This is a genomic window from Streptomyces sp. NPDC050485, from assembly GCF_044458185.1.
Lineage (GTDB): Bacteria > Actinomycetota > Actinomycetes > Streptomycetales > Streptomycetaceae > Streptomyces.
The window spans coordinates 659,255-678,803 of the sequence record NZ_JBITHR010000001.1; the positions used below are offsets into that span (position 1 = coordinate 659,255).

Consider the following 19,549-nt stretch of genomic DNA (forward strand, 5'->3'; position numbering starts at 1 on the left):
GACCGCTGGCACAGGGGCCGCACTCACGCCCGTACGCGTCGCTCCTCGTGGATGGGATCCCGGGCCAGTACGTCGTCGGCCACCGGCTCCCCCTTCGGCCCGATGTATGAAACCGCCAGTGCCACAAGGAGGTTGACGCCGAGGGTGACGATCCCGGCGTTGACCCCCCACACAGGATCACGGTCGGTGAACACGAAGCCGCACACCATGGCGACCCCCACCGCCAGCCCCGCGAGCCCGCCCACCAGGGTCAACTTCCGCCACACGAGCCCGAGTAGCAGCATCGGCAGCAGCTGCGCCATCCCTTCGTAGGAGATGAGGGAAAGGCGTACGAGGGTGTTGGGCACGGTGTACGTCATGATCAGCGCGAGCGCGCCCGCGACGACCACCACGACCTGCGACGCCGCCTTCTGCCGCGCCCGCAGCCGGGGCACGAGCGAGAGCACGCTGCGGCCCCACATCGTGCCGATGACCAGCATGAACACGGCCATCGGCACGATGGAGGAGAGGGCGGCCGCCACTCCGATGACCCCGACCGTCCAGGCGGGCAGCGAGTCCACGACCAGCTTGAAGAGCGCGAGGTTGGAGTCGGCGCCGACCAGTTTGGGGACGACAAACAGCGCCGCCATCCCGAGCAGCATCGGCACGAACAGCAGCACGTTGTAGGCGGGCAGCAGCATGGCGTTGCGCCGCAGGGCATCCGCGCTGCGGGCGCCGAGGTACCCGGCGACGGTGGTCGGGAAGATGACCACGGTGAGGGAGTTGAGGACGGAGGTGGTGGCGAACCACGCCTGGCCGAACGCCCCGCCGTGCCCCGGCAACGTGAGCCAGTCGCTCTTCTCGCCGACCACCCGGTCCAGGAAGTCCCCGTACCCGCCGAAGTAGTGCAGCGGCACATAGATCGCGAGGAAGGCCAGGGTGGCGATGACGAGCACGTCCTTGAGCACGGACACCCAGGCGCTGCCGCGCAGCCCGCTGACGACCACGAAGCCGGTGGTGACCGCGAAGGCGATGAAATAGGCCCAGTTGAGCGAGATGGCACCGTAGGAGATGGTCGAGACGACCACACCCATGCCGGTGATCTGCAACTGGATGTACGGCAGCAGGAAGACCGTCGCGAGCAGCGCGACGAGCGCCCCGACCCACGGCCGCCCGTAGCGGTGAGCCACCATGTCGGTGATCCCCACCAGACCGTGCCGTCGCGCGTAGTCCCACAACATGGGGCCGACGACATAGCCCACCGCGTAGCCGCAGGACATGTAGGCGACCACATACAGCACCGGGGCGCCGTAGTTGTAGCCCCATCCCGCGGCGCCCAGATAGCTGAAGCTGGTGTAGCTCTCGCCCGCCATCAGCACCCAGATGAACACGGTCCCCAGGCTCCGCCCGCCGACGGACCATTCGGCGAGCCCGCCGCCCCCGCCCCCTCGGCCGCGTACGGCGAAGAGCCCGAGCGCCACGGTGCCCACCATGAAGACACCGAAAATGGTGGTGGCGACAGCCGCGTTGCTCATCGCCGCTCCCCCCGTCCTTCGTGCCCCACTCCGCCGCCCCGCTTGTCCCCTCGCCTGTCCCCGCGCTTGTCCCCGCGCCAGGTGAGCCAGATGGCCAGCGGCGTGATCAGCGTCGCGATCAGCAACCACAGGAAGAGGAACGGCAGCCCGAACCCAACGGGCCGTACCCGGTTCACGAGGGGCAGCGCCCCGAGGAAGAGGAGATAGGGCACCCCGAGCCAGAGCACATGAATTCGACGATGACGCATCCCCGAACGCTAGCGCGACCGGCTCCCCGTCAACTTTCCCCACACGACCAGCCGATAGGTGGAGGTGAACTCGGGCGTGCAGGTGGTGAGCGTGATGTAGTGCCCGGCCGTGCTGTACCCGTACGAGGGCTTGACATCACTGCGGGGCACGGCCGCTATGGTCCCGCTGTCGCGCGAGGAGGTCTGCGGCAGGGTGGAGTCGACAACGTACGTATAGACGCTGTCCCGAGTCTCAACCACCACCTGATCCCCGGCCCTCAACTCATTGATGTACCGGAAGGGTTCGCCGTGGGTGTTCCGATGCCCGGCGAGCGCGAAGTTCCCGGCCTGCCCCGGCTGCGCGCTCTGCACGTAGTGCCCGACGTACCCCTTGTCGAGGACTCCGGCCTTGCTGATGCCCTCGGCGATGGGCGCGGTGACCCCGATCCGCGGAATGCGGATCACGGCGTACGCCTGGTCCCAGCGGGGCGCGGCCGTCCCGGCCGAGGCGGACTTGCCGCCGGAGGCCCGCGGGGCGCTCACCGTGGGGGTGTCCCCGCCCTGCTCATCGGACGGCGTCACCGAAGGCGCGGGAGCAGCAGACCCCCACTGCTCCTCCAGGGAGTGAACGGTGCGCCCGGCCTCCGCCCGCGCCTCGCGGTTGGTCCACCACAGCTGGTGCACGACGAGCAGCAGGACGAGCAGCCCGCACGTCACGGCGAGCTCGGCCCCGGCCCACAACCCCCGGGCCGCCCACGCCCGCCGCCCGCGCCCGCCCCGCACCACCACCGGTATCACTCTGCGCACGGGCGGCAGAGTAGGGGCCCTTGCCGCAACTCACCAGGCCCGCAACGGAGCGGACTCGACCCACCAGGGCCTGAAGCGCCCTCCGCCAGGCCCCCGTACAGCAGTACGGTGTCCCTCATGCGCCCCGATACGCCTGCCGATCACACTGCCGAAGCCGAGCGTCTGCTGCGCACCGCGACGCAGTACCCGGAGGACCACGAGCCGCTGCTCCTGCAGGCCGCGGCCCATCTGGAGCTCGCCGGCGACCGCCCCCGGGCCACCACGCTCTACGACCGCCTGCTGGCCTCGAAGGTGGACCACCCCCACCTGGTGAAGGCGTTCAAGGCGGCGAACCTATGGGAGTACGGCCACGAGCCGGAGGCCCGCGCGATCATCAATGGCATCCGCCAGGCCGCGCCGCTGGACCCGGCGGCATGGGAAATCGTCGCGGAAACCCTGGAGTCCCACGACGAGCTCGACCTGGCCCACGCCTCACTGACAACCGCGCTGACCCTGCTGGGCGTTGCGGAAGCGGGCGTCGACCCCACAACGATCCCGTACAGCACGCAGTCCCTCCTGACCACGCGCCACCGGGTACGCCGCCTGCTCGCCCTCCCCCACGACACCTGGGACACCCTGGCCGACCAACTGCACACGGCGCCGATCTCCCTGGACGAACTCCACGACCCGAAGCGCCTGTGGTCGCTGGGCTCCGAGGACCCCGCCGAACTCCAAGCCGAACTGGCCCGCCTGAGAGCCGAGTTGGGCAGCTACCGGGCCGCCCTGTCCCGCCCGTTCCCGGTAGCGGTCCTGCACTGGCCGGAACCAGAACTGGACGAACTCCTCACCGCCTACCCCGAGCTCCAATCCGAATACCCCACCCACGCCGCCCACTTGCTCGACATCGAGGCATCGCTCCGCGAACTGGCCGCCACAGGCACGGCCAACCTGGGCATCGTGACCGGCACGGTCCCCTCGTACGAGGCCTTCGCGGCGTCGGAGTCGTCTTCACCGGCGAATGCGGATCTGCTACCGCAGTACGCGACGACGTTGGCTGCACGTGGGCGCGCTGTGGCGTGGCCGCCGGGGAGGGGGGCTGACTGTTGGTGCGGGTCGGGGGTGGCTTATGGGGATTGCCACGGGGTGGCTTGATCTGGGCAGACTCCCGGGATTGTCAGTGCCCCCTGCTTCACTGGGGGTGACAGTTCAGGGGAGGGGCACAGCGTGACCAACACCGTCGGCTCGGGGCAGCCTGTAACCGGTCTCTACGAGCAGCTCATCACGCTGCGCCTCACCGAGCAGCTCAAGGGGCTCGACGCAGGCGGCTGGCGGACAATTGATGCCGAAGTCGGCCCCGAGTCGACACCACATGTCCTCGCTCGCCACATCGCTGACGCAGTTCGTCAGGTGCTACAGCGCCTGCCCTCCGCGGAACGGGTACACGCCGCCAATCACATCCTTGAGTCCGTGAGCACCTTGGACGGCGCACGGGAATGGGTCGATCTTATTGCCGACGGGCCACGCCAACTCTTGGCCATCGCTGAGCACGAAGCGCCGGGCGTCTATGCGATCCGACCCGCCACTCCCCTCTCCGAAACCGCACTGATCACCAACGCTCCCGACGATCCCAATCTGGGGTTCGAGCTGCGCGCCGAGCTCGCCACCGCGGACCGCGTGGATCTGCTGTGCGCCTTCGTGAAGTGGCATGGCCTCCGCGTGCTGGAGCAGTCACTCAAAGCCGCCCACGCGCGTGGCGTACCGATCCGGGTGATCACCACGACCTACATCGGGGCGACCGAGCGACGAGCACTTGACCGCCTGGTCCATGAGTTCAACGCCGAGGTGCGGGTCAATTACGAGCTGCGGTCGACGCGCCTCCACGCGAAGGCATGGCTCTTCCGCCGCAACAGCGGATACGACACTGCGTACGTCGGCAGCTCAAACCTTTCGAAGGCAGCGCTGCTGGATGGGCTGGAATGGAACGTACGACTGTCTTCCATCGCTACTCCGGATGTCCTGCGCAAGTTCGAGGCAACGTTCGGCTCGTACTGGAACGAGCCTTCTTTCGAGTCGTACGACCCCGAACGAGATGGCGCACGCCTCGACGAGGCCTTGAGTCGAGCCTCGGGCAAGATGAACGGCCCCCAACATCCTGGGCTTCAGCTCTCGGGCCTGGAAGTCCGTCCGTACCCGCACCAGCGGGACATGTTGGAACGCCTTGAGGTCGAGCGCACCGTCCACGATCGTCACCACAACCTGCTGGTCGCTGCGACCGGCACGGGCAAGACGGTGATGGCTGCTCTGGATTACAAACATCTCCGTCAGAAGCTGGGCCGCGATCTGCGGCTCCTGTTCGTCGCTCATCGCAAGGAAATCCTGCAGCAGTCGCTCCGCACGTACCAAGATGTTCTAGTCGATGCTGAATTTGGGGAGTTGCTCTTCACTGGCGAGATCCCCGAGCGCTGGACCCATGTCTTCGCGAGCGTCCAGTCCCTCAACGCCCGGGCCCTGGAGCGCCTGGCTCCGGACCACTTCGACGTCATCGTCATTGACGAGTTCCACCACGGCACCTCGCCGACCTACCGAAAGATCCTTGACCACTTCGTTCCACGCGAACTACTCGGATTGACGGCGACACCGGAGCGAATGGACGGAAAGAACATCCAGGACGAGTTCTTCGATGGCCGCATCGCAGCCGAGATGCGCCTCTGGGAAGCTCTGGAGAACGACCTGCTCAGCCCGTTCCACTACTTCGGGATCAGTGACAATACGGATCTGACGGCCGTCGAGTGGAAGCGGGGCGCCTACGACACGGCGGCACTGGACAACGTCCTCACCGGAAATGACGCCCGAGCCCGTCTGGTGGTCAAGGCAGTTGAGGACAAGGTGACAGACCCTGCGGCCATGCGCGCCCTCGGCTTCTGTGTATCGGTAGCCCACGCACGCTTCATGGCCGCGTACTTCCAGCGAGCCGGACTGAACGCCGTCGCGCTCTCCAGCGAGACTCCAGCTACAGACCGCAGGCAAGCGCTGGCCGACCTCAAGGCTGGAACCCTCCAGGTGATCTTCTCGGTCGACCTTTTCAACGAGGGTCTGGACATCCCTGACGTCGACACCCTCCTCCTGCTGCGGCCCACTGCTAGCGCAACGGTTTTCCTCCATCAGTTGGGGCGCGGCCTACGACGGAGTGAGAGCAAAGCAGTGCTGACGATTCTGGACTTCATCGGTCAGCACCGCAAGGAGTTTCGTTTCGAGAATCAGTTCCGAGCCCTTACCAACCTGACGCGCAAGAGGCTCCTGACTCACATCGAGCACGACTTCCCACAACTTCCCTCGGGCTGCCAGATCATCTTGGAGCCCAAGGCGAAGCGAGTCATCATCGAAAACATCAAGGCCCAGATCGGCGTCAACGTAACTGTCCTGGCCCGCGAGGTAGCAACGTACGGCGAGCCGCGCCTGAGCGCCTATCTAGATGAGAGCGGACGCGAACCCAAGGAGATTTATCGCGGAGGTAACTCTTGGACGGGCCTACTCCGCCGCACGAATCTCTTGGTACCACCCGTGCCCGACGGGGAGCCCGCACTCCTCAAGCGGGTGCCGTCGTTTCTTCATGTGGACGATCCCCAGCGTGTGGCTGCGTACACCCGACTGCTCACGGATATCCCGCCCGCCTACGCCGGACTCAGCGAGCAGGACCAGGGATATGCCCGCATGCTGTTCTTCTCCCTTTGGCCGCTCGGAGGTAGTTTCAGGAGCTACGACGAGGCCTTCGCCTCTCTTGCCGGGCTTTCCCACTTCCGCGACGAGCTCAGGCAGGTTCTGGCGCACAACTTGGCCCACACGGAGCACGTTCCCGTACCGCTCCTTGGCGACCAGGCCGACCTACCGCTGACCGTGCACGCGTCGTACACCCGGGAGGAAATCCTCCCTGCCCTCGGCCAGGCCGAGATCGGCGGATTCATGGCGGCCCACTTCCGCGAGGGGGTGAAGTGGTGCGAGTCCGCAAAGACCGACGCCCTCCTCATCACTCGCGAAAAGGATGAGAAGGACTTCTCACCTCAAACGCGGTACCGCGACTATGCGTTGAGCGAGAACCTCTTTCACTGGGAGTCGCAGAACCAGACGTCTGAGACATCACCCACCGGCAGGCGCTACCAAAACCACGCATCCGAAGGCAGCCACGTCCTGCTCTTCCTCCGTCGCTACAAGAACACGGACATCGGCGGGGCCCAGCCCTGGATGCTGCTCGGCCCGGCCGAGTACGTCCAGCACACGGGCAGCAAGCCGATGGCGATCACCTGGGAGCTGAAGCACGCCTTGCCCGCGGACGTGTTGACCTACTCAGCCATCGCGGCAGGCTAGCCACGCCCTAGCTCGCTTGCGCAACTGGGAACTAACCCTGGTCCTCGCACAGTTAATTATCTCAACAAGCAGACGATTGGGGAGGCTCCGCGTTGGACGTAGCTGCTGTTGGTACGGAAGTCAGGCGAAAGAAGATCCACGACAAGTACGGCGGTAACCGCCAAAAGGGGATCAGTAAGCCCAAGGAGCCGCCCTACCTCTTCCTCTTCTCAAACCCCGAACGGGGTCGCCAGTACGGTTACTACGACGGCTGGGGCGAGGACGACTGCTACCACTACTGCGGCGAAGGGCTCTACGGAGACCAGAAAATGGTCGAGGGGAACTTGGACATTCTCGACCACGTACAGCAGAAACGTTCGCTCCAGCTGTTCAAGACGACGGCAAAGGCTGTTGTCGCCAACCTGGGGCAGTTCTTCCTCGACCCAAAAGAGCCCTGGTACACCACCGATGCCCCGGACGCCGCTGGCGAGGTCCGCACTGTCATCATGTTCAGGCTTCGTCCTGCCGACTCGGTGCCGTTGACGGACGACTTGGCGCTGAGTCCCGCAACGTCAACGACGGTGGACGACGTCGCGGTAGAGCAGCACAACGCTGAGCAAATGATCGTGAACCCTAGCGGCAAGCCGCGGCTGTCTGACCGCCGCGAGGCCAAGCTCGTCAAGGCATACCGCCAACACCTGGAGTCCCAGGGCCACACGGTCACTCGCAAGAAGATCAGGCCCGAGGGAGAGGCGAAACCGCTCTACACCGACCTCTACGACGCGACCGACAAGCTGCTGATCGAGGCAAAGGCAACCGCTACCCGCGAAGCGATACGCATGGCGATAGGGCAACTCTTCGACTACCGCCGGTACTTGGAGCCTCAGACGGACATTGCCTTGCTACTCCCTTCCAAGCCCCGCCCGGATCTCCTCAAGCTCTGCCACGCCGCCGAGGTTGCCGCGTCCGTGATCTGGCCCGAAGGCGAGACCTACGTGAAGAGTCAGCCCTAAGTGATCGACGCCGTCATACAACATCGGCGCTCAGCGTCGCACCAAAACGACCCCAAACGCATTCCATGACGGCGTCGGAATCTCGACCGTGAACGCGAAGCCAGCGGAGGAGGTCGACGATCACCTCGATCGTCGCCTCCTCCGCACTGGACAGGGATGCGGCGTTCGCAGCCTTCGACTCCGGGCCGCCGTTCAGGCAGTAGAGGCCCAACAACGATTCGGCTCGCGCCACTTGAGGATCATTGACGTGGTCATCGGCAGAACGAAGCCCCGTCGCCAGTTCGCACCACGTGACCTTCGCATCCGCGCGAAGGATCACACCCCAGCGATCAGCGACCGCCTCCACGAGCGCCATCCCTCTCCCTGACTCGTCATCAATCATGGCCGCGAGGAGAGTTGGTAGAGCGCGAGTGTCAGGGTCGATGACCTCGACGCGCAGGAGTGGGCCGTTCATGGATACGGCCAGGGTCGTCGGAGTCTGCGGGCCGACATGCGTGATGACGTTGGTGACCAGCTCTGTTACGCACAGCTGGGCGGACTCGATGACATGCGGCAAGCCCCACATCGTCAGGTGGAGACGCATGATGCGTCTCAGGGCCGCGAGTTCCTCAGGCTCGGCCAAGAACGGCAGATCCCAAGCCTTGCGGTCGATTCCGAATCGGCACCCTTCCATGGCAACCACCCCTCACTCCGACCATCGCTGATTCACTGTGTAGCAACGCGCATTCATAGAGTGACAGTGGAACTCTCAATATGGAACTCTCACGTGGGAGTTGATGGAGTGGGCAGCGCGTGCGTGCGCCCCCGGCGTGCGCTGTCTTGTCTCGAAGTGGTGGGCCGGGGCACGCTCGGGGAGATCAACACGAAGGGCCGGGAACATGGCAGTTGGACCGACCACACGTAGGCGTCAACTCGGCGCCGACCTGCGCCGGCTCCGCGAGCGCAAGGGGCTCACCTTGGAAGAGGCAGGCGCGCTCGTCGGGGTCTCCAAAGCCACCTTGAGCCGCTACGAGACCAAGGAGGGAACGGTCAAGTGGCCTGCCGTGGACGCCCTTTGTCGGGAGTACGACGCCTCGGAGCAGGAACGGAAGACACTGGTCGAACTCGCCAAAGGGGCGAAGATTCAAGGCTGGTGGCGTTCTCTCGCCGATCCGATCCCCGAGTCCATGAATCTGATGCTGACCCTTGAGGACGAGGTCGTCCGCGAGGATCACTTCGCCTGCATGTACGTCCCCGGGCTGCTCCAGACCCGCGCCTATGCGGAAGCGGTGCATCGCGCGTCCGAGATGCGCTGCACCGAGCAGGAGATCGCGCACATGGTGGACATCCGCATGAAGCGGCAGGAACTGCTCACCAGGGACGACGCTCCCCACATCTGGGCCGTGATCGATGAAGCAGTCGTCCGGCGCATGGTCGGTGGGCGAGAGGTGATGCGAGAACAGTTGAGACACCTGCAAGCTCAAGCCGAACTGCCTCAAGTCACCATCCAGATACTGCCGTTCGCCAGTGGCGCGCATGCCGCTGCCGTAGGAAGCTTCGTGATCCTGGGTGGCCCGACGCCCGAACTCGACGTCGTGTACGTGGACATCATCGGCGGCGGGCTCTTCATGGAGAAGCCCGAAGAGTTGGAGCGCTATAAGTTGGCGTTCCAGTACCTGAGCGCACAGGCGTTGGACATCGACACGTCGGCCGCGCTCCTCGATCGGGCCCTCAGGGAGCTTTGATGGATCACCAAGACATCCGCTGGGTGAAGTCCTCGTACAGCGGGGGAAGCGGTACGGAGTGCGTGGAGACCGCGCGTCTTTCGACCAGCACGGCCGTGCGTGACTCGAAACGGCCCGCGGGGCCGCGCATATCGTTCTCGGCTGCTACCTGGACCGAGTTCGTGGGTGCGCTCAAGGGCGAGGCCCTTTAGGGGACCGCCTCGCGAGCCCAGACCCCGCGCAAACCGCCCCGCCCCCGCGCGTTAGCCTCAAGGAAACCGCACTTCAGGAGGCAAACCATGGCAAAGGTTCCCGCGACTGCGATCGCTGCCGGCGGGCTGATCGGGGGGTATGGGGTGGCCCGGTGGACCAAGAAGCGGCCGCTCGGTGGGGTGGCGCTGGCCGCGGCCGGGGCGGTTGCCGCGCGGCAGTGGCAGCAGGCGGCCGGGACCAAGGCGGCCGTGGGGCTCAGCGCCGCCTACGTCGCCGCCTTCGCCGGGTCGCATCCGCTGGCCAAGAAGGTCGGCGCCTGGCCCTCCGTGTTCGGGGTGGCCGGAGCCGTCGCGGTCGCTTCCTGGGCTGTCACCCGCAGCTCCAAATAAATGGCTCGGCGCGGTGAGCACACGCCCGCTCCCGCCCGTACTTAAGAGCAACTCCCCGCAGTGGTCGGGCGCATGGCCGTACGGCAAGGACAGGCAAGTCGGTTATGCGCCCGACGGGAGTGCGCGCCCGAGGGGGCAGTTCCGCGACCGACCGCGACCAGTGTCCGGCCTTCAGGACACCGCCATCCGCCCTGCGAAAACCCGCTCACCCTTCCAGCGCGCCCCACGGAACCCCCTCACCACCCAGCACGCCCGGCGAGGGCCCCTCATCCGCCCAGCGCGTGCGACACCGTATAGATCACCAGACCCGCCAGCGCACCCACCACCGTGCCGTTGATCCGGATGAACTGCAGGTCGCGGCCGATGTTCGCCTCGATCTTCCGCGAGGTGTCGTTCGCGTCCCACGACGCCACCGTGTCCGTGATCAAGGACGTGATCTCGGCACGATACGTCGAGACCACGTACGCCGCCGCGTCCTCCAGCCAGCCGTCCAGCTTGGACTGGAGGCGCGGGTCGGTGGACAGGCGGGCGCCCAGGGACAGCAGTGACGCCCTGGCCCGCAGGCGCAGCTCGCTCCGCTCGTCCTCGGCCGCCGCGATGATCATGCCCCGTACGGAGGCCCACGCCGAGGCGATGATGTCCTGGACCTCGGGGCGGGCCAGTATGTCCGACTTGAAGCGTTCCACCCTGGTACGGGTCTCGGTGTCCGACTGGAGGTCGGCCGCGAAATCGGCCAGGAAGCGGTCCAGGGCACCGCGCGCCGGGTGGGCCGGCATGTCGCGCATCTCGGTCACGAAGCGCAGCAGCTCCTTGTAGACGCGCTCGCCCACCTTGCGGTCCACGAAGCGCGGGGTCCAGCCCGGGGCGCCGCCCTGTACCGCGTCCATCACCGAGTCCCCGTGCAGCACCAGCCAGTCGTGGGCCCGTACGCAGATCAGGTCGACCGCCTTGCGGTGACTGCCGTCGGCGACGATCTTCTCCAGCGCCTTGCCCACGCCGGGCGCGATCTCCGCCGCGTCCGCCCGGCGCGTGATGGCCTCGCCCACCACCGCCTGTACGTCGGAGTCCCGGAGCACCGTCAACGCGCCGCGCAGGGCCGTGGCCAGCTCTGACGTCACCCGGTCGGCGTGATCGGGCTCGGCGAGCCAGGTGCCGAGCCGGCGTCCGATACCGAGGGCCTGGAGCCGGGTCCGTACTACCGCCGTCGACAGAAAGTTCTCGCCCACGAAGGAGCCGAGCGTGGCGCCGAACTGGTCCTTCTTGTTCTGGATGATCGCCGTGTGCGGGATCGGCAGGCCCAGCGGGCGGCGGAACAGGGCCGTCACCGCGAACCAGTCGGCCAGCGCGCCCACCATGCCCGCCTCGGCGGCCGCCGCCACGTATCCGGCCCAGGCCCCCGCGCCCGACCGGTCCGCCCATGTGGACAGCGCGAAGACGACCGCGACCAGGAGCAGCAGGCCGGTGGCGGTCGCCTTCATGCGGCGCACGCCCCGGCGCTTCTCCTCGTCCGCCGCCGTGTAGGCGAAGGGGGAGGAGAGCGGCGGGCGCGCGGGCGCGTCCGCCGCCCCCGCCACCTCGGCCTTCGCCCCGGCGCCCGTTCTCGTACGGTCCATTCGTTCCACCTGTCCGCGCGTGCCTACGACCCCGATCGGTCCCGTACGACCCCGATCAGTCCTGAACGTCCTCGATCAGTCTCGTACGGCTTCGGTCGATCCCGTACGCAATTGTCCCGCCTGCCCCTCCGTCCTGGCTGGACGCCCTGCATGGAGTACTCATGACGTGCCCGTTGAGTTCCCGTCCGCCCCGCCGCCACCCGTTCGGGGGCGGTGTGCAGGGCTCGGGTGCGGTGCGGGTGGTGGGCGCCTGCGGCGGGCTTTGCCCCTCCCCGCCCCTTCCCGAAACCCTCCGGGGGTGAGTGGGTGCAGGGGTGGGTGGGCCGGTGCGGGGCGGTGGTGCTGGGGCTCTGCCCCGGACCCCGCTCCTCAAGCGCCGGAGGGGCTAGATAGGTACAGGGGATGGCAAGGCCAAGCTCCTGAGCTCAGCCCAGTTCCTTGCGCTGCTTCTGGGCCTTTCGCAGCTTGCGGTCCACTCCGATCCCGCCCATCAGCGCGTACGCCCTGATCGTGACGTGAGGGGAGCCGGGGGTGCCCTCGTTGTTGCCCTTGGCGGTGCCGCCTACGCCGCCCATGATGCCGAAGCCCTTGACCTGGACGTTCAGTTCGGGGGGTACGGTCACGCCGATGCCGCCCATGATCGTGAAGAGGCGGATCACCGTTTCGCGGTCCTCGAAGCGGGCTTCGCGCAGGTCGATGTCGCCGCCGCCCCACATCGCGAACGCGGTGAACTTGCGTGCCACCGTCCAGCTGCCCTTGCGCGAGAAGCCGCCCCAGAGGGCGAAGCCTCCTTTGGAGGTGGCCGGGTGGCCGATCCGGGACGGCCAGTGGACGTCCGTGTCGTTCTCGGTGGGGCGGGCCACCTGGGCGGCCGGGCTCACCGCGCCCGGCGCGGGCAGGTCGCGGACGAGCGGCTCCAACTCCCCATGCGTACGCGCCTTGTAGGCCGCCTCAAGGCGCTGCTCGAACTCCTCCATGTCGAGCCGGCCCTCGGCCACGGCATCCCGCAGCGACTCGGCGACCCGCTCCCGCTCCGCGTCCGAAGCGCGCATCTCCGGCAGCCCACCCGTTGGTTCACTCGTCATGCGGCAAAGCCTAGTGAAGGCCGGGCGTCTCGGAGGTTCGGGGGCTCGCCCCCGTTGAGTACAGCATGCGCGCGATCACCGCCTCGATGTCCGGCTCCCGGACCGACAGGTCCACCAGCGGGTACGCCTGGGCGATGTGCGCGACCAGCGGCGCCGCCGACGCCGAGGCGGGGAAGGCGAGCCACTGGCGGGGGCCCTCGACCTTCACCACGCGGGCGCCTTCGGCTTCCACCGGCGGGAGTTCGCGCTCCAGGTCGACCACCAGGGTGCGTTCGCTCTCGCCCGCCTCGTGCAGCCCGGCGAGCGCGCCGTCGTACATGAGGCGTCCGTGGTCGATCACCATCACGCGCCGGCAGAGCTGCTCGATGTCGGTCAGGTCGTGGGTGGTGAGCAGGACCGTGGTGGCGCGCTCCGCGTTCAGGTCGCGCAGGAATTGCCGGACCTTCGCCTTGCTGATCACGTCGAGGCCGATCGTCGGCTCATCGAGGTACAGGACCTCCGGGTCGTGCAGCAGGGCTGCCGCGATGTCGCCGCGCATCCTTTGGCCGAGGGAGAGTTGGCGTACGGGCACGTCCAACAGGCTTGACAGGTCGAGGAGTTCGACGCATCGGTCGAGGTTCTCGCGGAAGCGCTTGTCGGGGATGCGGTACATGCGGTGGGCCAGGCGGTAGGAGTCGTACAGCGGCAAGTCCCACCACAGGGTGGTGCGTTGGCCGAAGACGACGCCGATGCGCTGGGCCAGTTTCGTGCGTTCGCGGGAGGGGTCGAGGCCCGCGACCCGCAGGCGCCCGCCGCTCGGAGTGAGGATGCCCGTCAGCATTTTGATGGTGGTGGACTTTCCGGCGCCGTTGGGCCCGATGTAGCCGACCATCTCGCCGCGCGGCACCCGGAAACTGATCCCGTCGACCGCCCTGACCTGCCGCTTCTCGCGGCGCAGCCGACCGGTCTTACGGCGTACGTCGAAGACCTTCTCGACGCCGTCGAGTTCGATGAGGTCCGTCACGTCAACTCCCCGTTGTTCGGTACGAGATCGGGCCCATCGGTCAGCTCCCCGTGCTGCGGTACGAACGGATCCCGGCCCGCCAGGCGAGGCCGGCCAGCGCGAGGCAGCCGGCCGCGACCAGGGGCGGTGTGAGGGCGAGCCAGCCCGGCAGGTCCAGCGGATACGGCCGGCCGAGCACATAGAGGGCGGGCAGCCAGTTGACGAAGGCCAGCGGCAGCACGAAGGTGGCGGCCCACACCATGTCCTTGGCGAACACCGTCGGCGGATACTGGAGCAGGGTCTGGCCGCCGTAGGTGAAGGCGTTCTGCACCTCGGCCGCGTCCTGCGCCCGGAACTGGAAGGCCGCGCCCGCCACGAACAGGGCGGCGAAGATCGCGGCGCCGCTCAGCAGCATCACCGGCACCATCAGCACCTTCAGGACCGTCCAGTGCAGGTCGAGGGCGATGAGCGAACCGGCCAGGACCAGCATGCCCTGGAGCAGCCGGCCCAGTCGCTGCAAGCCGAACCGGTCGGCGGCGACCTGGGCGAGCACCGGCGCCGGACGGACGAGCAGGGTGTCGAGGGTGCCGTCGCGGACCCGCGCGCCCAGCTTGTCGATGGAGCCCATCACCGCGTTCACGAGTCCGAACGCTGTGGTCGACGTGCCGTACAGGAAAGCCACTTCGGCGAACGAGTACCCGCCGAGCGAGCGGACCTGCGAGAACATCAGCGCGATCACGACGAAGTCGAACGCGGTCACCAGGAAGTTCCCGACCAACATCATCACGAAGGACGCCCGGTAGGCGAGGGTGGAGCGGATCCACATGGCGGCCACCAGGCGATATGTGGCGAACGCACCCAGCGCCGGCGCCCGCTCGGCCAGGCCTTCTACACCCTGAAGTGACGTTCGCCCGTCCAGGCCTTCAGCACCGCAGAGCGGCTCACGCTCACCGACGCCTTCGGCACCCTGGAGTGACGTTCGCCCGTCCAGGCCGTCAGCGCTCTGAAGTGACGTTCGCCCGTCCACGCCTTCGGCGCCCTGCAATGCCGTTCGCTCACCGACGCCTTCGGTGCCCCGGAGTTCAGCCACCCTGCACCACCACTCTCCGTACCGCCGCGGACTGGAGCAGCCGCCCGGCGCCGAGCAGCGCCACCGCCCAGCCGAGCTGGAAACCGAACGCGCCGAGCAGGCCCCAGCCGTGGTGCCTGCCCATCAGGACGTCCGCCGGGATCTGGAGCAGCGAGGACCAGGGCAGCGCGCGGGCCACCTCGCCGAGCAGGCCGGGGAAGGCGGTGAGCGGCAGCAGCATCCCGGAGAAGAACATGCCCGCGATGGAGACCAGCGCGGAGAGGCCAGCCCCGTCGAGCAGCCAGAACGCGGAGAGCGCCACCAGGAAGCGCAGCGCGAAGCTCACCACCACCCCCAGCAGGACCGCGAGCAGGAAGGCAAGCCAGGTCAGCGGGTTGGCGGGCAGCGCGAGGTCGAAGACGAGCGCGCCGAAGGCGAGGGGGACGACGCCGCGCCCCAGCAAGTGGAAGAGCGCCCGGCCCAGATCGGCGGACAGCCACCACAACTGGAGGTCGACCGGACGGTAGAGGTCGATCGCGATGTCACCCGTACGGATGCGTTCCACGAGCTCGTCCGCGAAGCCGCCGCCGAACAGGCTGGCCGTCATCAGCATGGCCTGGCTGATCCATACATAGGTGAGGGCCTGGGACTGGTCGTAGCCGCCCAGGTGGGGGCGCGCGTCCCACAGGGCTATATAGGTGTAGGCCACGATGACGCCGAAGACGGTGTTGGTGAAGACTCCTGCCGCGGTGGCGACCCGGTATGTCGTATAGCGCCGGAACCCACCCGCGGCCACGACCCCGTACAGCCGCACGCCTTGCCCCCCTCACCGCTCCGGATGCCAAAGCGCTGGAGCCTAGCCCAGCCCCACGGCCCTTCGCGACGGAATTTCCGTGGCCGGGCATGCAGTATGTCCTTACAGCACGAATCAGCTGAAACATCTGAAACAGCCTAAATATCCGAAATAGCTTAAATAGCCGAAATAGCTTAAATAGCCGAAACAGCCCATTGCAGAAACCTCCGTACGACACCTCGTACGACACCCCATACAGCACCCCCGCACACGACCCGAGACGCGATGGCCGGAGAGACATGAGCGACGACGAGCAGCCGGAGCCACCACACCCCGGACCCCGGGCGCCGCAGAACTGGGCGCCCCGGGACCTCACCGCCGCCGCAGCCGCCCCTGCCCCCGCCCCCGCGACGGCCGGCGCGGGGGGAGGAGGCGAGCAGAAGCGGCCCAAGCGCACCGGCTGGCGCCGCTTCGTGCCCCGCTGGCGACTGGTACTCGGCCTGTTCCTGCTCTGCGCCCTGCTGCTCATCGGCGGCTTCCTGGCCGGCTACCTGCTCGTGTCGATCCCGCCCGCCAACGCCGGGGCCACCGCGCAGTCCAACGTCTTCCTGTACTCCGACGGCACCCAGCTCGCCTCCGACGGCGAGGTCAACCGCGAGAACGTGCAGCTCGCGCAGATCCCGCTCACCGTGCAGCACGCCGTACTGGCCGCCGAGGACCGGGAGTTCTACTCCGAGCGCGCCGTAGACCCCAAGGCGATGGTCCGCGCCGCCTGGAACACCCTCACCGGCAAGGGCACCCAGGGCGGCTCCACCATCACCCAGCAGTACGTCAAGAACTACTACCTGGGCCAGGAGCAGACGGTCACCCGCAAGGCGAAGGAGTTCTTCATCGCGATCAAACTCAATCGCGAGGAGACCAAGGACGACATCCTCACCGGGTACCTGAACACCAGCTACTTCGGGCGCAACGCGTACGGCATCCAGGCCGCCTCCCAGGCGTACTACAGCAAGGACGTCGAGAAGCTCACCACCGCCGAGGGCGCCTACCTCGCCTCGCTGCTCAACTCCCCCAGCGCGTATGACGTGATCGCCCACCCCCAGAACAAGCCGAGCGCGCTGGCCCGCTGGAACTACGTACTCGACGGCATGGTCAAGAAGAAGTGGCTCAGCCCCGCCGAGCGGGCCGCGACCACATTCCCCTCGCCCGGCAAGGTCAAACCCCGGGCCGGGCTCGCCGGGCAGCGCGGCTACCTGGTCGAGGCCGTCAAGGACTACCTCACCAGCAACAAGATCATCGACGAGAACACCCTGGCCACCGGCGGCTACCGGATCACCACCACGATCCAGCAGGACAAGCAGAACGCCTTCGTGAAGGCCGTGGACGACAAGGTCAACTCCAAGCTGAGCACCGTCCGCAAGGCCGACCGCAACGTCCGGGTCGGCGGCGCCTCCATCGACCCGGCGACCGGCAAGGTCCTCGCGATGTACGGGGGCATCGACTACACCAAGCAGTACGTGAACAACGCGACCCGGCGCGACTTCCAAGTGGGCTCCACCTTCAAGCCGTTCGTCTTCACCTCGGCGGTGGTCAACGGCTCGAAGACCCAGGACGGCCGGACCATCACCCCGAACACGGTCTACGACGGCACGAACAAGCGCCCCGTGCAGGGCTGGGACGGCGGCACCTACGCGCCCGCCAACGAGGACGACGCCTCGTACGGGATGATCACCGTGCGCACCGCCACCGACAAGTCCGTCAACGCGGTGTACGCGCAGATGGCCGTCGACGTGGGCTCCGCCAAGGTCAAGCAGACCGCGGTCGACCTCGGCATCCCCGCCGACACCCCCGACCTGACCGCGTCCCCGTCGATCGCGCTCGGCCCGGCGACGGCGAGCGTGCTCGACATGACGCAGGCGTACGCGACGCTCGCGGGCCACGGCAGGCACGGCACGTACACGCTGGTCGAGTCGGTCATCAAGGACGGTACGAAGACCGAACTGCCCGCGCAGGACGGCAAGCAGGCCGTCAGCCGCGAGTCCGCCGACACCACGACGTCGATGCTGCAGAGCGTCGTCGAGGGCGGCACGGGTATGGCGGCGCAGGCGGCCGGGCGGCCGGCGGCGGGCAAGACCGGCACGGCCGAGCAGGACAAGGCGGCCTGGTTCGCGGGCTACACCCCGGACCTGGCCACCGTCGTCGCGGTGATGGGCGCCGACCCCGACACGGCGGTGCAGCAGCCGCTGTACGGGGCGCTCGGCTTCCCCCGGATGAACGGCGGCGGGCCGCCCGCGGACATCTGGGCGCAGTACACCAAGGGCGCCCTCCAGGGCAGCGAGGCCAAGGACTTCGACCTGCAGCTCCAGGACGGCGCGGCCATCCCGGTCGAGCCGCCGCCCCCGAACCCGTTCCAGTCGCCGTCGCAGCAGCCCGGCCGCAACCAGGGCCAGACGCAGGGACAGATCCAGGGTCAGACGCAAGGCCAGAACCAGGGCCAGAACCAGGGTCAGACCGGCGGCCGCAACCAGGGTCAGACGCAAGGTCAGAACCAGGGGCAGAACCAGGGTCCGACCCAAGGCCAGACCCAGGGCGGAGCCACCAACGGCGGCCAGACCAACAGTGGCCAGGCCCAGGGCGGCACCACCGACGGCGGCGCCACCACCAACACCGGCGGCACCACTGACGGCGGCGGCACCGGCAACGGCGGCACCAACACGGGCACGACGGCCGGAACGGGCGGCACCACGACGGGAGTTGGCAACAGAGCACGGGGACCGAGGGGCGGCTAAGCGCCCCGCGGGAAGTGGCGTTCGTCGGCTGCGGGCGGATGGGGGTCCTCCCTGCTCGGCGCAGCCGCATGGTGTCGCAGTACCGCGCCCCTTCAAGCGCGGTACTGCACCGAGCTTCCACAAGGCCGCTTAGAGCCCCGCTAGCGCCCGCTGATCACCTAATGCCCGCTGGTCGCCTTGAGGCCCACCACGGCGACCAGCAGCAGGCAGACGAAGAAGATCCGGGCGGCGGTGGCGGGCTCGCCGAGCACCACCATGCCGAGCACCGCCGCACCGGCCGCGCCGATGCCGACCCACACGCCGTACGCCGTGCCGATCGGCAGCGTCTTGGCGGCCTGCGACAGCAGCAGCATGGAAGCGACGATCCCGGCGCCGGTGAGCACACTGGGCACCAGGCGGGTGAATCCGTCGGTGTACTTCATCCCGATCGACCAGCCCACTTCGAGCAGACCAGCGACAAGGAGCAGGACCCAGGCCATGACGGCACCTCCGAAAGACGCGAACACATACGGGGTGCGTCGTCTTGTCCTGACCCGGTACGACGCGTCTCGTCGGGGTCCCACCACGATAGCAAAGGACATGCAAAAGGGCTGGTGACGACGGTCACCAGCCCCGTTGAGCAAGGTCTCTGCCGATGCAGCTGAGCAGGGTCTTTACAGATGCAGCTTGAGCAGCGTGTCTACAGATACAGCCCGGTCGCGTCCACCGACACCCGCTCGGAGGCGACCGCGTGCAGGTCGCGCTCGCGCATCAGGACGTACGCCACGCCCCGCACCTCGACCTCGGCACGGTCCTCGGGGTCGTACAGGACCCGGTCCCCCGGCTCCACGGTGCGTACGTTCTGGCCGACCGCGACCACCTCGGCCCAGGCGAGCCGTCTGCCGACGGCGGCGGTCGCCGGAATGAGGATGCCGCCGCCCGAACGCCGCTCGCCCTCGGGGGTGTCTGACCGGACGAGCACACGGTCGTGCAGCATTCGGATGGGCAGCTTGTCGTGGGTGTTCTCGGTCACGGGGTCGAACCTACCCGCCC

18 protein-coding genes and 1 riboswitch are annotated in these 19,549 nt (G+C 67.7%); of the genes, 7 read left to right on the forward strand and 11 right to left on the reverse strand.

The annotated features are described in order from the left end of the window. Positions 1-23: 23 nt before the first annotated feature. The 3 genes from ACIBK6_RS03050 to ACIBK6_RS03060 are packed head-to-tail and all read right to left on the reverse strand — an operon-like array spanning position 24 to position 2,548. Positions 24-1,514 carry a sodium:solute symporter gene (locus ACIBK6_RS03050; protein ID WP_399048223.1) on the reverse strand — a complete coding sequence of 497 codons (1,491 nt, stop codon included), beginning with the start codon at positions 1,512-1,514 and terminating at the stop codon, positions 24-26. Further along, positions 1,511-1,762, reverse strand: a complete 252-nt coding sequence (locus tag ACIBK6_RS03055) for a DUF3311 domain-containing protein (RefSeq protein WP_399048224.1) — start codon at positions 1,760-1,762, stop codon at positions 1,511-1,513. The genes ACIBK6_RS03050 and ACIBK6_RS03055 overlap by 4 nt, the downstream gene beginning before the upstream one ends. 9 nt (positions 1,763-1,771) lie before the next feature. Further along, positions 1,772-2,548 carry a class E sortase gene (locus tag ACIBK6_RS03060; protein WP_399048226.1) on the reverse strand — a complete coding sequence of 259 codons (777 nt, stop codon included), beginning with the start codon at positions 2,546-2,548 and terminating at the stop codon, positions 1,772-1,774. Positions 2,549-2,665: 117 nt separating this feature from the next. Here ACIBK6_RS03060 and ACIBK6_RS03065 point away from each other — a divergent pair, with 117 nt between their 5' ends. From ACIBK6_RS03065 to ACIBK6_RS03075, 3 genes are all read left to right on the forward strand, one after another. Beyond that, positions 2,666-3,679: an SEC-C metal-binding domain-containing protein gene (locus tag ACIBK6_RS03065; protein ID WP_399048228.1), complete on the forward strand. Its 1,014-nt coding sequence runs from the start codon at positions 2,666-2,668 to the stop codon at positions 3,677-3,679. 72 nt (positions 3,680-3,751) lie between these two features. Beyond that, positions 3,752-6,889 carry a DUF3427 domain-containing protein gene (locus ACIBK6_RS03070; RefSeq protein WP_399048229.1) on the forward strand — a complete coding sequence of 1,046 codons (3,138 nt, stop codon included), beginning with the start codon at positions 3,752-3,754 and terminating at the stop codon, positions 6,887-6,889. A gap of 92 nt (positions 6,890-6,981) precedes the next feature. After that, a complete protein-coding gene (locus ACIBK6_RS03075; protein WP_399048231.1) occupies positions 6,982-7,881 on the forward strand; it encodes a restriction endonuclease in 900 nt (299 codons plus the stop codon). A gap of 13 nt (positions 7,882-7,894) precedes the next feature. Here the strand turns inward: ACIBK6_RS03075 and ACIBK6_RS03080 are convergent, their stop codons facing one another. After that, positions 7,895-8,554, reverse strand: coding sequence for an ATP-binding protein (locus ACIBK6_RS03080; protein WP_399048464.1), 660 nt, complete (start codon positions 8,552-8,554; stop codon positions 7,895-7,897). A gap of 205 nt (positions 8,555-8,759) precedes the next feature. On the opposite strand from ACIBK6_RS03080, the gene ACIBK6_RS03085 reads away from it, so the two are divergent. The 3 genes from ACIBK6_RS03085 to ACIBK6_RS03095 all read left to right on the forward strand — a co-directional run bounded on the left by ACIBK6_RS03085 (position 8,760) and on the right by ACIBK6_RS03095 (position 10,186). Then, entirely contained in the window at positions 8,760-9,605 is an 846-nt protein-coding gene (locus tag ACIBK6_RS03085; RefSeq protein WP_399048233.1) for a helix-turn-helix domain-containing protein, read from the forward strand. Further along, on the forward strand, positions 9,605-9,796 hold the full coding sequence (locus ACIBK6_RS03090; RefSeq protein ID WP_399048234.1) for a DUF397 domain-containing protein: 192 nt from the start codon (positions 9,605-9,607) through the stop codon (positions 9,794-9,796). Before ACIBK6_RS03085 ends, ACIBK6_RS03090 begins: the two co-directional genes overlap by 1 nt. An 87-nt stretch (positions 9,797-9,883) precedes the next feature. Continuing rightward, positions 9,884-10,186 carry a hypothetical protein gene (locus ACIBK6_RS03095; RefSeq protein ID WP_399048236.1) on the forward strand — a complete coding sequence of 101 codons (303 nt, stop codon included), beginning with the start codon at positions 9,884-9,886 and terminating at the stop codon, positions 10,184-10,186. Positions 10,187-10,452: 266 nt separating this feature from the next. On the opposite strand, the gene ACIBK6_RS03100 is transcribed toward ACIBK6_RS03095, so the two are convergent. The 5 genes from ACIBK6_RS03100 to ACIBK6_RS03120 all read right to left on the reverse strand — a co-directional run bounded on the left by ACIBK6_RS03100 (position 10,453) and on the right by ACIBK6_RS03120 (position 15,749). Next, the gene (locus tag ACIBK6_RS03100) at positions 10,453-11,799 is read right to left on the reverse strand and encodes a DUF445 domain-containing protein (RefSeq protein WP_399048238.1); all 1,347 of its coding nucleotides are present in this window, start codon (positions 11,797-11,799) and stop codon (positions 10,453-10,455) included. 425 nt (positions 11,800-12,224) lie between these two features. After that, the gene (locus ACIBK6_RS03105; RefSeq protein WP_399048465.1) at positions 12,225-12,851 is read right to left on the reverse strand and encodes a DUF1707 domain-containing protein; all 627 of its coding nucleotides are present in this window, start codon (positions 12,849-12,851) and stop codon (positions 12,225-12,227) included. 43 nt (positions 12,852-12,894) lie between these two features. Then, on the reverse strand, positions 12,895-13,887 hold the full coding sequence (locus ACIBK6_RS03110) for an ATP-binding cassette domain-containing protein (protein WP_399048240.1): 993 nt from the start codon (positions 13,885-13,887) through the stop codon (positions 12,895-12,897). A gap of 40 nt (positions 13,888-13,927) precedes the next feature. After that, positions 13,928-14,749, reverse strand: coding sequence for an ABC transporter permease (locus ACIBK6_RS03115; RefSeq protein ID WP_399048466.1), 822 nt, complete (start codon positions 14,747-14,749; stop codon positions 13,928-13,930). A gap of 199 nt (positions 14,750-14,948) precedes the next feature. Beyond that, entirely contained in the window at positions 14,949-15,749 is an 801-nt protein-coding gene (locus tag ACIBK6_RS03120; RefSeq protein WP_399048241.1) for an ABC transporter permease, read from the reverse strand. A 278-nt stretch (positions 15,750-16,027) separates the two neighbouring features. On the opposite strand from ACIBK6_RS03120, the gene ACIBK6_RS03125 reads away from it, so the two are divergent. Then, positions 16,028-18,517, forward strand: coding sequence for a transglycosylase domain-containing protein (locus tag ACIBK6_RS03125; protein WP_399048243.1), 2,490 nt, complete (start codon positions 16,028-16,030; stop codon positions 18,515-18,517). A 158-nt stretch (positions 18,518-18,675) separates the two neighbouring features. Here the strand turns inward: ACIBK6_RS03125 and ACIBK6_RS03130 are convergent, their stop codons facing one another. Together ACIBK6_RS03130 and ACIBK6_RS03135 are read right to left on the reverse strand one after the other, a co-directional pair. Then, positions 18,676-18,996: a DMT family transporter gene (locus ACIBK6_RS03130; protein ID WP_399048244.1), complete on the reverse strand. Its 321-nt coding sequence runs from the start codon at positions 18,994-18,996 to the stop codon at positions 18,676-18,678. Positions 18,997-19,029: 33 nt separating this feature from the next. Next, a riboswitch (guanidine-III (ykkC-III) riboswitch) is annotated at positions 19,030-19,100 on the reverse strand. A 96-nt stretch (positions 19,101-19,196) separates the two neighbouring features. Beyond that, positions 19,197-19,529: a GroES family chaperonin gene (locus ACIBK6_RS03135; RefSeq protein ID WP_399048245.1), complete on the reverse strand. Its 333-nt coding sequence runs from the start codon at positions 19,527-19,529 to the stop codon at positions 19,197-19,199. Between the last annotated feature and the right edge of the window lie 20 nt (positions 19,530-19,549).